Raw genomic sequence first — 12,566 nt, 5'->3', positions numbered from 1 at the left:
AGATAACAAAGAGGCTCACTATGAACACAGCACATCTTAAACCCGTCACCTTAAGCTCAGCGACCGCTGATTCCAGTTACATCAGCCCATTCACACGTCGCTGTAAGCGTGGATTTGATTTGCTCATCGCAACCACCGCGTTGACTGTCTTACTGCCTTTATTTCCGTTCATTGCGCTTGCTATCAAGCTCGATTCAAATGGACCGGTGTTTTTTAGCCAGCCTCGGATCGGCCAAGCGAAAGCACAGCAAACCTGTATTTTTAACATGCTGAAATTTCGCACTATGGTTGCCGATGCCGAACGCTACAGCGGAGCGGTTTGGGCACAAAAGGCCGATCCTAGAATCACCCGCATGGGCAAGTTTTTACGTAAAACCCGCTTAGATGAACTGCCACAACTGATTAACGTGCTCCGGGGCGATATGTCATTGGTTGGACCTCGCCCTGAACGGCCAGGTTTCTATGCAAAGTTAGAACAAGCGATCCCCTACTTTGCCGAGCGTACTTATGAAGTAACACCCGGTATCACGGGCCTTGCTCAGGTTAATCAAGGCTATGACACTTGCATAGAAGACGTGAAAAGCAAAGTCGCATTTGATCACTGTTACGCCTTAAGTTTATCTTCCCCTTGGCGTTGGCTAAAAGCCGACACGGCAATTTTACTCAAGACCTTGGTGGTAATGATCACCGGTCGCGGCCAGTAACAGTCGTCATTACTTCAATGGCAGCGGCAAGGACGCAGCTGCCCCCCACTTACACATCAGCACGCGAAACCACCCAAACCGCAGTAGCAAAGCGCTTTGCAGCTTGCAAAAAAACCCATCAAAAAGCCTTTGAATAAAAATAAAAACATTTAAAATCAATACATTACAAAATGGCATCAGTTATGCAGTACCTCTAGTGTTCAAGAAAAAGTTCAATAAGGGGACATAACATGGATATTTACACTAACACACCCAAACAAGATGAGCTGGTCACGTACTTGAGTGGCGATTTTGATGCACTTAATGTCAATCAAATTCGTCAACAATTAGAAGAGGTTGCCAGCCAAAATCAAGCGAGTCGTATCATTTTGGATCTCTCACATGTGAGCTTCATCGACTCTTCAGGCATTGGTGCCATCGTATTTTTGTTTAAACGCCTGCATAAAGAAAAACGTCAACTAGAATTAATCGGAGCACAAGGACAACCTAGACAACTTCTTGAATTGTTGAGAATTCATCAAGCGATGCCCGTTACTTGGGCAAACGTGTAAAAGGCAAAAATGAGCACCTTATTGGCGCGTTACAGCTTAGTTATAGGTTAGTCATAGGTTAAGCAATGAAAAAGGAGCAACCATGAAATACAAGCTGCTGAGCTTATTTGCTTGCATCAACTTGCTTTCCGGCTGCAGTCAATGGGCTGAGCCGGGTCAAGGGGGGATGGCTGAGCATAATCTATCAGAACTGATCCCAGTGGAAGCAGAGCAACCGCTAACAGCCGATCACGGCTTGCGCTTTGATTTTGAATTACAGCGCCAATTATTGGATACCTTAGTCAATCAAGGCGCCCAGCTATGCTACCCCGCTACGGTATCCCAGCTGCAACAAAGGGAAAATCGCATCGCCCGCGAGCTCAAAGCAGGCATGAGTCAAGATGCCGCCAACACCTTATTAATTCAGCGCCAACAAACGGCCCAGCTAGAGCGTCAGTTAAACCAAGCGTTAGCCGAATCTGACTGTGTCATTAGCCAGCGCGCACATCAAACAGCCACTCAAGTGGGCATGACCATAGAGCAGTTGTTAAATGCCGATAATCAGTTCGCTTTAAACTCGAGTGAGCTTAACCCTAAATACATCGGCCGACTTGCTGAAGCGGTAGCCCTTTTGAAACAACAAGAGCATTACCGGCTAATGATTTACGGTCACGCCGATAGCAGCGGTAGCGAGCAAGCTAACATGGCTCTCTCACAGGCTAGAGCCGAGCAAGTTTCGCGTTACTTGGCAATATTAGGCCTAGATCCCACCCGCTTCGACGTCGCCGCCATGGGTGAAAGCGCTCCGCTTTTCGAGCAAGAAGGATCTGAAAATCAACTAGTTAATCGCCGCGTTAGCATTACCTTGATAGAAAACGCGCACCAAGAACAACCGCAATGACCTATACCAAGCGCGAGGAGGCCACCATGTGGGGATGGATTCGAAGTCTAGTGATAGTAATAACCTGTGCCATATGCTGGTCAACATTAGCGGCGCCATCGCAACATTTGACCCAAGTAGGCGATCTTATTTACGTGAATTTACCCGGTGAGGATAGCTTGACCGGTGAATACGCGATAGATGAGCGGGGTCGAATTATACTCCCAGAAGCGGGCAGCGTAGATGTCGCCCAATTAGATGAAGTGGCGTTAAAAAAACAGGTCAAAGAAGCGTTAAAGCGGGTTTATCGCGACCTCGATAGTTTAGAAGTTTACATCCTTGAAAAGCGCTTACTATTAAAGGTTTATGGCTATGTCGAAAACCCGGGGTTAGTGATTTTACCGGCTGACGCCAGTGTCCAAATGGCGCTTGCCAAAGCTGGTGGTTTGCGCGCCGGTGCGCAATTAAACAAATTACAATTACGTCGCGGCAATCAAACCCAAACCTTTAACTACAAAGCCTATCTGGATTCTGGCGATAGCAGCACATTACCTAGCCTTGAGCCGCTCGATACCTTATTTGTACCCGCATCGCCCATGACGGGAAACATAGAGGTTGAATTTGATCCGGCCAAAATGGCCTTATCGGGAGATGCGTCTGAAACCCGCAGCGCAATTAAGGTGTTTGGTGAGGTTAACAGCCCAGGCAGTTTCTCTTATAAACCGGGCAACAGTTTGGTGGACTTGATCATGCAGGCGGGAGGCGTAACCCGTTATGCTGGCGTTGAGCAAATTCGCGTGATCATAGATAACGAGCCCAAAACCTTCAATTTAAAGCGCTACCTAGACACGGGCGATAGCAGTCACCTACCCCAAATCGCTGAAGGGACAACGATTTTCGTGCCCAAGCAAGAAGAAGAAATTAAATCGGGCGCCAATACCGTCTATGTGATGGGAGAAGTATTTAAGCCCGGCGCCTATGAAGGCAAAGAAGGGGCTACTTTTATCGACATCCTCGCCAATGCGGGCGGCCCAACTCGGTTTGCCGAAAGCCGCCAAATTCGCATTATTAAAGGTGATGGCAGCATAGTGCCATTTGATATGACGGCCTACACCGAAGGCCAACTCAGCCGCATTCCAAGTGTGCAATCAGGAGACGCTATTTTTGTGCCGGAAAAAACCGACATGAACGAAAAGTCTTGGTTAAAGGTAGCCCCCGATCGCGCAGTTAACGTTATCGGCGAAGTCGTTCGACCTGGGCGTTATGAGTGGTCCAATGAAATGTCATTGCTGGATCTATTAGCCCATGCCGGCGGCCCGACGTCACGAGCTGACACCAGTAACATTGATGTGCTGATTCCGCAGGGGAATAACACCAATAACATAAAATTCAACCTAGACAGCTATATCAAAAGCGCTGGCAAGGGGACCCCCTTACCAGCAATTGTGGCGGGTACCATCATACGTGTTCATGATTTACCCCAAGATCCCAGTGACAATAAGTCTCAATGGGTGCGCCAGTCATCGGAAAAATCCATCTACATTTTCGGTCAAGTCGGCGCCCCAGGCCGTTATCGATTTAATGATGACATGCATTTTCTAGATATCTTATCAGCCGCCGACGGACCTACAGATCAGGCCGATATTCATAATATCCGCGTCAGCCATCGCAATGGGGGGCACGCCCGAGTTAGTAAGCTAAACCTCGCGCTGTATTTTGAAACCGGCGATGAGCACTTGCTGCCTAAGGTGCAAACCGGCGATACCATTTATGTGCCAGAAAAAGATAGGCTGTGGTTAAGCCAATCTAAAGAAACCACGGTACGGGTGTTAGGCGCAGTGAATAAACCCGGTCGCTATCGTTTTGATGACACCATGACTATTCTCGATTTATTGGCCGAGGCTGGTGGTCCGACGGATAAAGCCTATTTAGAGAAAGTCACCATAGTGAATCTATCTTGCTGTAAAGATAAGGCAACCACCTTTGACTTGCTGGAGTTTAGCCAAACCGCTGACTTTGATGCGCTGCCCTTGGTGCGCGTTGGTGACACCGTCTATGTGCCAAGTAAAGAGGACAGTAATTTATACAAGGCCCGTGAAGGTTTAACGGATATTTTCCAACTGGTGTCGATTGCGGCATTAATCGGCTTATTTTAGGAGGCGCTATGACCCTGTTAACCCCATTGGCTCAGGAGTTCTGTAACCAGCAAGATACCAGCGCGAAGCTGCATCAATATCAAGAATTAGAGCAAATCTACAATCAAACCTTCGGGCAGGGGCTGCGCTCCTTAGCCGTAGTAGGATGTACGCCAAAAGAAGGGGTTACAACCTTAATTAGAGCCTTAGCCGAGCGCACTTTGCTAGCAGGAAAAGCCACCTTAGTGGTCGATCTTAACTTGCATCATCCCAGTTTAGCGCGCTTATTGCCCAGCCAAGGTGGTCAGCAAGTCAACGCGGGCTTGGCCGCAAATGATAATCAAGCCGAATTGGTGAGTATAAATAATAGCCAAAGTGTATTTACCGGCATTTGCATTAGTCAGCGCAGAGAATGGCTACAAAAATGTCGTGAGCCGCACTTTCTGAAACAACAAATCGCAAGTTGGCTCGAAGAGTTCGATCACGTGATACTTGACACCAGTGCCCTTAATCAACGCAATCAACAAAATATTCCTGCCGAGCTGGTGGCATCGGCGGCTCAAGGGTGTGTGCTGGTCGCCCAAGCAGGACAAACAAGCGAGAGCATGATCCAATCAGCACTAGCCCGCTTGGATGAGGCTAACGCGAACTTAGTCGGCAGTGTGATTAACGATCAATACAATCCTCGCTTAGCCGATGAAATATGCCGAGAGATAAGGCGCTTGCAAGCTAAGCTACCTAAGTTGGCGTTATGGCTATGTCAACGGGTCAAGCAAACCCGTTTACTGAATACCGAAATTTAACTTATCAACTAAGGTCAGCATCATGAGCTTTAGGATCAAAAATACCCTTGCCACACTGCTACTCACTTTGCTGATCTTGCTGACCAGCCTAGGTTATATGCATTACCAAATGTTCCAGCAACATGAGCAACAAGTTCAACAACAAGGAAAGTGGCTGGCCAAACAACTGATTGCACAGCTACAACAAACAAACATCGATGATTCAAGCTTAAAACAAGCGTTACAACACCAGATTAAACATGCCCCTTTATTGCAAATTCGACTACTTGATGCCAATAGCCAGACGTTGTTTGAAGCAAATACAACCCTGAACCATCCCGTAACGCCTTATACCTTAACCCTGCCTTGGCCAAGCCGTAACAGTCAGATTGATGAGCTTGCATTAGTGCTTGATGCTGCGCAAATAGCGCCGCCACCGGCTTTATCAACAAGCCTAGGGATTGCCTTGTTGATTTGGTTAGTGAGTGGCTTGATTGCATTTTTGCTTTCCAGTGCCATTAGTCGCCAATTGGAAGACTTAAAACAAGGTGCGATTTTGATTCAAAGTATGGGGCCTGGCCACCAGCTACCCGAGCTGATTAATCACGAACTCAGCGAAGTGACCCAAGCTTTCAACCGGATGTCGCAGGAACTCGCCAGCAACCAACAAAGTTTACAAAGTTCAAATCAACAGCAGCAAAAAATTGCCACCATAGCCAATAAAAACACCGCTCTAAATAAAGCCATTCTTTCCGCTTCCCTTGATGGCATTATTACCATCGACCATCAAAATAAGATCATTGAATATAATTTAAAAGCACAAGAAATGTTTGGTTGGACCCGAGAAGAAATGTTAGGCCAATCGTTAACCGATCGAATTATTCCACCTGAGTTTCGCGAGGCCCACAATAAAGGCATGAAGCACTACATGGCCTCGGGTGAAGGGCCGGTATTTGGTCGTCGTCTCGAGTTGGTCGCCTTACATAAAGCCGGCCATACCATTCCGATTGAAATTGCCATTTCGCCTATTCGTTATGGCGGAGAGGCATTATTCACCGCCTTTATTCGCGACATTTCGGAGCGTCTTGAGGCTGAGCAAGAGTTAAAACTAGCAGCCCATGCCTTTGATTCGATCGAGCCTATGTTCATCACCGATGCGCAAGGCACTATCTTGCGTAGCAACCGAGCTTTTTCTATGGTTACGGGTTTCTCTGCCGAAGAAGCCATCGGACAAAATGCGCGGCTATTATCCTCAGGCAAACATGATGCTGCCTTCTATCATGAAATGTGGCGAGCCCTGTTGCAAAACGGGCAATGGCATGGCGAGATTTACAATCAACGCAACAATGGCGAAATTTATCCCGAGCACCTCACTATCACCGCGGTAAAAGACGCAGACTTAAACGTGAGCCATTACATCGCCCATTTTATTGATATAAGCGCGCAGAAAAAGAACGAAGCCAGACTCAAACAAGCTCGCCAACAAGCAGAGCAAGCCAGTGAAGCCAAAAGCCGATTTTTAGCAACCATGAGCCACGAAATCCGCTCACCATTAAATGCCATCATAGCGATGACAGATATGTTACTAGAATCGGAGCTCAATGCTGAACAACAAGAATTAGTGCAACTAGCCAGCCAAGGGGGGCACACCCTGATGGCCTTAATTAACAACATCCTCGACTTCAGCAAAATTGAATCTGACCACTTGGTACTGCAACAAGACTGGTTCAGCTTGCAACAAACCGCCGAAGCCGTGGTTACCCTGTTAGCCCCTCAAGCACAGCAAAAAGACATCGCCTTGTGTTTAGCCATCGACCCCGATCTAAAGCAAAGCTATTTCGGCGATCCGCTAAGGCTAAGTCAGGTGCTGATTAATCTGATCAGCAACGCGATAAAATTTACCGAACAAGGTGGGGTCGCTGTCACCATTAGCATTCAGCGCCAACAAGGAATTGATATTCAGGTGCAAGATACCGGCATCGGCATCAGCGAATCAGACCAGCACAATATCTTCAGTGAATTTGTGCAAGCGGAAAGCAGCTCGAACCGTCGCTTTGGCGGCAGTGGCTTAGGCCTAGCCATCAGCCAGCGTATCATTGAGTTAATGAGCGGAACCATTGAGGTCGAAAGCACCTTAGGCCAAGGCTCGGTGTTTACGGTTTGGTTGCCTTTACAAACGAATAATGAGGCAGAGCGCGTGGTGCCTATTAACCAGCGAAACAATCCTCATCAATTGCACTTTTATCATGCTATTGATAATCAGGTGCTGATTGACTGCTTGGCCAAACAGCTAGCTTGGTTTGCCCTGCCTCTGTTGGATATTCGCACTCAAGAGCCAAGCCCTGACCAGCCGAGTATCGTGTTTATTGATAACGACTTATCTGGGCTACGACGCCAGTCTTTACACCTAGAGCCCAGCGCCAAGTTAGAATTTATTAACCTACTGCCACTTGATAAGCAAACCTTGTTCCATACGCAGCGCCCCGAAGGTTATCAAGGCAGCCTAGCTTTGCCAATCAAACTCAATAGCCTAGTACAAGTCATCAGCAGCGGCAGTGTAACCAAACATCATCTGGCCGCGCAGCAAATTGAAGCCAGCTCGTGCGTCACAACTAGCGCCAGCCCCCAACACATCCTCTTGGTTGAGGACAGCCCGACGAACCAAGCTGTCGCTAAGGCGCTACTCAAAAAAATAAACCCCATCATCAGTGTCGCTGAGAATGGCAAAGAAGCCGTATTGCAATGCAAGCAGCAAAAGTTTGATTTGATCCTAATGGATCTCGCCATGCCTGTGATGGATGGTCTCACGGCGACCGAAATGATCCGTAATGGCGCAGGCTTGAACCAACAAACCCCCATCATCGCAATGACAGCCAACGCCTTTGCCGAAGATAAAAACCGCTGCTATCAAGTCGGCATGAATGACTTTCTCAGCAAGCCTTTAGATAAAGACATCTTTCGCAGCACGGTACTGGAATGGCTTACCTTGGCAGCCAGTGTTAACGCGCAAGATGAACAACCAGCCCTACCTGCCCAAGCTGCCGTGACAGAACCAGCTGAAGTAGCCGTGTCAGAAGATGAAGCAAGCGCAGCAGCTTGGCTTAATCAAGCCACATTAAAACAGCTAAAGAAAGACATACCATCTAACGTGCTCGATGATATTTTGGCGATTTTCAATCAAGAAAGTGAACAACGAATTAACGACATTCACGCTCATTTTGAGCAACAAAACTGGCGCTTACTTGAAATAGAAGCGCATAGCTTAAAAAGCAGCGCCGGCAGCTTTGGATTGGAAAGATTACAACAATTGGCGAAGGCCATCGAAGACCATAGCCACCAGCAACAAGGGGCAGAATTAGCCCCTTATATTGAGCAGTTGCAGCAAGTCTTTGTTGCTTCATTAAAAGATCTGCAACTGGCCTTAGCGGCCATGGAAACTGATGATGAAAAAACAGCTGATTGATATCCAAAGACCAGCCGACCTTGAAGAATTAAGCTTAGTTCGGCGTTTGCTGGCGCGCGTACTTGCGACCCTAACCATTAGCACAACTTGCCAAAATAACATTTTACTTTGCTTTGCCGAGCTAACGAGCAATATCATCCTCCACGCCAATCCCCGCCCGCGCTTTATTCACTGCCAACTTATTTGTGATAGCGACATCTTGCAATTATCCCTTTACCACGACGGCCAAGCTTGGCAGCCAGACAGCACACAAGCATTCACCTTGGATGTCAGTATCTGCGAGCAAACCCATGGACGAGGATTAGGGCTACTGCAAACTCTCTGTCCTGATTGGCAATTTCAACTTACTCCCCAAGCTGGCGTCGTGATGCGCTGGCCGAACCCTCCCCTACCACAAGCCGATAAGCTATTACTGGTTGAAGACGACAACACGATCCGCGCCCTATTGTCGGCATATTTAAGTAATGAATATACGGTAGATTGCGCCAATGATGGCCAACAAGCTTGGCAAATGCTACAGAATAACAACTACTTGTTAGTGCTGTCCGACATTCATATGCCAACCATGGATGGCCTCACGTTAAGGGAAAAAACCCTTAGTTTACAAAACACTAGCCTAACACCCTTTATTTTCATTAGCGCTGATTCTGCCGATGCAGTGAAAAGCCGAGCTAGCTTACTCGCCATTGATGATTACCTAGTCAAACCTATCGATAAACACACTCTGCTGCAAACCATAGATAGAGTATTGATGCGCTATCACCAACTCAGACATGACTTTAGCGCGGTGCTCAACCAACGAATTAGTAACAGCTTACCAGCTTCAACGCCCGCTGACAGCCAAGACTGGCGCTTTGCCCTTATCTCGCGCAATACCGGCAAAGGGGGCGGCGACTTGCTGCAAACTTACCTGATTGATGATCAGATAAGACTGCTGCTTTGTGACGTGGAAGGCCATGATATTGATGCTAAATTTTTTGCCCATGCTTGGGCAGGATATTTACGTGGGCTCTTGAAAACGCAATCGGTTAACTCACTGTCGATAATGTTAAAGGTCGTCTCACAAGCGGCATATGAAGATCAGTTACTACAACAAAAGCTGCTGACCCTGCTAGCGCTAGAGCTCAAGCCCAAGGGCCATTTTAGTTATGCCTGCGCAGGTCATCCGGCACCACTATTAATCAGCCAACAAGGCGTCAAACAACTCAGCGGTAGCGGCATGCTGGCGGGTTTAATGGCAGATACTGAATATCAAGCCATACCCTGCCGCCTTGATAAGGGTCAGCGCCTATTGCTTTTTACCGATGGCTTATTCGAATCCGCAAAAACGCCATCACAACGCCAGCAGTTAGAGCAGACGCTACTTGAACAACTGCCCCACACCCTTGCGCTGCCAATAAAACAGGCTGCCCGCCACTTAATGTCCGTTTTTGAGCAATACGCCACACTAGACTGTGATGATACCTTGCTATTATTAATTGAACTCAATGACAATTAAGACATTTTTATTTTAGGAGCTAGCCATGCATGCCATGCCCAAAGTGTTACTGGTTGAAGATACCCTATCACTGGCTGCAACCTATAAGCATTATCTTAGCAATGAAGCTATTTTCTTAACCCATGTTGATAGTGGCGAAAGGGCTAAGCAAGCGATCAAGGATTTGTTACCTGCATTGGTGCTATTGGATCTAAAGCTGCCCGATATGTCTGGCCAAGAAGTGTTAACTTGGATCCGCGACAACGAATACCCTTGTAGTGTGGTGGTGATGACGGCCCATAGCTCGGTGGATGTCGCTGTCGATGTAATGCGTTTGGGCGCACAAGATTTTCTTGAAAAACCGTTTGATGCCGCTCGCCTTCGCACGACGGTGATGAACACCTTACAGCAACATCGGCTCAATCATATCGTTGCTGAAATCCAAAGTACGGCACGCGCTAACTATCATGGATTTATTGGCTCTAGCCTTGAAATGCAGGCGGTTTATCGCATTATTGATGCGGCAGCCCCAAGTAAAGCCACGGTATTTATTACCGGCGAAAGCGGCACAGGTAAAGAAGTTTGCGCCGAGGCAATTCACAAGCAAAGCCCACGAAAAAACAAACCCTTTATTGCATTAAATTGCGGCGCGATACCCCGTGATCTAATGGAGAGTGAAGTGTTTGGCCATGTTAAAGGCTCCTTTACCGGCGCATCAAGCGAGCGCCAAGGCGCCGCCAGCTTGGCTAACGGCGGCACCTTGTTTCTTGATGAGATTGGTGAGATGGACTTAGATTTACAAACCAAGTTACTGCGTTTTGTGCAAACGGGGGTGGTGCAAAAAGTCGGCGGTAGCAAGCCTGAACAAGTCGATGTCCGCTTTATCTGCGCCACCAACAAAGATCCTTTAGCCGAAGTGGCTGCGGGGCGTTTTCGTGAAGATCTCTATTACCGCCTACATGTGGTCCCAATTGCCCTGCCGCCTTTAAGGGAGCGCGGTGACGATATTATTCGTATTGCCGAGGCTTTTTTAGAGCAATTCAGTCAGGAAGAAGGCAAAGGATTTACTGAATTATCTCAGCCCGTGATTGAACGGTTATTGGATTACCCTTGGCCCGGCAATATTCGCCAGCTGCAAAATATTATTCGCAATGTGGTGGTACTGAATGATGGTGATTCGGTTGCTTTAGAACACTTGCCGCCGCCACTTAATCAGGCGTCCTCTCCTTCAGCCTCAGTGGCGATACATAAAACCGAACCGGCGAGGCAGGACGCCCACAACCATAGCAATGACCAAGTTAACGCCGCCACACTTGAAACAGGCACGCTGTTAGACATGCCAGTACGCCCGTTAGCCGAGGTAGAGAGAGACACCATAGAGCATGCCATTAACCTTTGCGATGGCAATATTCCCAAGGCAGCGGCTTTGTTAGCGGTGAGCCCGTCCACCATTTACCGTAAAAAAATGGTCTGGGATCAAGAGCAGTCATAACAGGCCATAAAAAAGCCGAGGACAAAGGCCTCGGCTAGTTATCTTTATGCTTCAACCCACAATTAACGTGGACGAGGAATAAAGCCTACCGCATCGTAAACCGCTTTTAAGGTTTTTTCAGTGCGCTCGGATGCTTTCTCTGCACCTAGCTTCATGATCCGCTCTAACTCGGTTTGATCTTCACGGATTTGATGGAAGCGCTGTTGAATAGGCTCGATCATCGCGACCATTGCAGCAGCCGTGTCTTTTTTCAGATGACCATACATTTTATCTTCGTATTCAGGCACGAGATCAGCAATGCTGCGACCTGTTGCCACCGAAAGTAGAGTTAGTAGGTTAGACACGCCCGGCTTTTCTGCAACATCAAAGTAAATGCGCGCTTGCTCGTCTGAATCGGTAACGGCACGTTTAAGCTTTTTCTCGATCTGCTTTGGCTCGTCCAGCAGCATGATGTAAGCGCCCGGATTTTCATCGGACTTAGACATCTTCTTGGTTGGCTCTTGTAAGCTCATCACGCGCGCACCCACTTGCGGAATAAATGGATCCGGTACCTTAAATACCTCACCGTACAAGTTGTTAAAACGAGTCGCGATATCACGCGTCAGTTCTAAATGCTGCTTTTGGTCTTCACCCACTGGCACCTTGTCGGCTTGATAAATCAAGATATCGGCCGCTTGCAATGAAGGGTAACTGAATAAGCCCACATTGATGTTGTTAGCGTGCTTCGCTGATTTGTCTTTAAACTGCGTCATGCGGTTTAACTCACCCATTTGGGTGTAACAATTCAGCACCCAAGCAAGCTGCGCGTGCTCAGGTACTTGAGACTGCACAAACAGCGCCGATTTCTCAGGATCGATGCCACATGCCGTGTAGAGCGCGATACCATCAAGCACGCGATCGCGCAGCGCTTGCGGCTCTTGGCGCACGGTGATCGCATGCAAATCTGCCAACATATAGAAACATTCATGGTCCTGCTGCAAATTCAGCCACTGGTTTATTGCACCTATATAGTTGCCTATTGTCATGCCACCGGTAGGCTGAATGCCGCTTAATACAACTGGTTTTGCCATAAATCTTTCCTTTATTTTCTACTTTTGCTTATT

General features: G+C 47.7%; 9 protein-coding genes. 8 read left to right on the top strand and 1 reads right to left on the bottom strand.

Going from position 1 to position 12,566, the window contains the following annotated elements:
* Positions 1-20 precede the first annotated feature (20 nt).
* From ACK8OT_RS14035 to ACK8OT_RS14000, 8 genes are all read left to right on the top strand, one after another.
* Complete coding sequence (locus ACK8OT_RS14035) at positions 21-704, top strand: sugar transferase (RefSeq protein WP_410197152.1); 684 nt, start codon at positions 21-23, stop codon at positions 702-704.
* Between the two features lie 230 nt (positions 705-934).
* Entirely contained in the window at positions 935-1,255 is a 321-nt protein-coding gene (locus tag ACK8OT_RS14030; RefSeq protein ID WP_410197151.1) for an STAS domain-containing protein, read from the top strand.
* Positions 1,256-1,337: 82 nt separating this feature from the next.
* A complete protein-coding gene (locus ACK8OT_RS14025) occupies positions 1,338-2,135 on the top strand; it encodes an OmpA family protein (protein WP_410197150.1) in 798 nt (265 codons plus the stop codon).
* Between the two features lie 26 nt (positions 2,136-2,161).
* On the top strand, positions 2,162-4,270 hold the full coding sequence (locus ACK8OT_RS14020) for an SLBB domain-containing protein (RefSeq protein ID WP_410197149.1): 2,109 nt from the start codon (positions 2,162-2,164) through the stop codon (positions 4,268-4,270).
* Between the two features lie 8 nt (positions 4,271-4,278).
* Positions 4,279-5,052, top strand: coding sequence for a P-loop NTPase family protein (locus ACK8OT_RS14015; RefSeq protein WP_410197148.1), 774 nt, complete (start codon positions 4,279-4,281; stop codon positions 5,050-5,052).
* 22 nt (positions 5,053-5,074) lie between these two features.
* A complete protein-coding gene (locus ACK8OT_RS14010) occupies positions 5,075-8,494 on the top strand; it encodes a PAS domain S-box protein (RefSeq protein WP_410197147.1) in 3,420 nt (1,139 codons plus the stop codon).
* Positions 8,472-9,992: a SpoIIE family protein phosphatase gene (locus ACK8OT_RS14005; protein ID WP_410197146.1), complete on the top strand. Its 1,521-nt coding sequence runs from the start codon at positions 8,472-8,474 to the stop codon at positions 9,990-9,992. The genes ACK8OT_RS14010 and ACK8OT_RS14005 overlap by 23 nt, the downstream gene beginning before the upstream one ends.
* 25 nt (positions 9,993-10,017) lie before the next feature.
* Positions 10,018-11,463, top strand: a complete 1,446-nt coding sequence (locus tag ACK8OT_RS14000) for a sigma-54-dependent transcriptional regulator (RefSeq protein WP_410197145.1) — start codon at positions 10,018-10,020, stop codon at positions 11,461-11,463.
* A 62-nt stretch (positions 11,464-11,525) separates the two neighbouring features.
* Here ACK8OT_RS14000 and trpS read toward each other — a convergent pair whose 3' ends face one another.
* Positions 11,526-12,533 (bottom strand): tryptophan--tRNA ligase, encoded by a 1,008-nt coding sequence (gene trpS, locus ACK8OT_RS13995; RefSeq protein WP_410197144.1) that lies wholly within the window; start codon positions 12,531-12,533, stop codon positions 11,526-11,528.
* Positions 12,534-12,566: the final 33 nt, after the last annotated feature.

Origin of the sequence: Motilimonas thetidivivens (assembly GCF_046452435.1) — a bacterium.
Taxonomy (GTDB): Bacteria; Pseudomonadota; Gammaproteobacteria; order Enterobacterales; family CBDFNC01; genus Motilimonas.
This window is presented reverse-complemented; position numbering and strand designations above follow the sequence as displayed.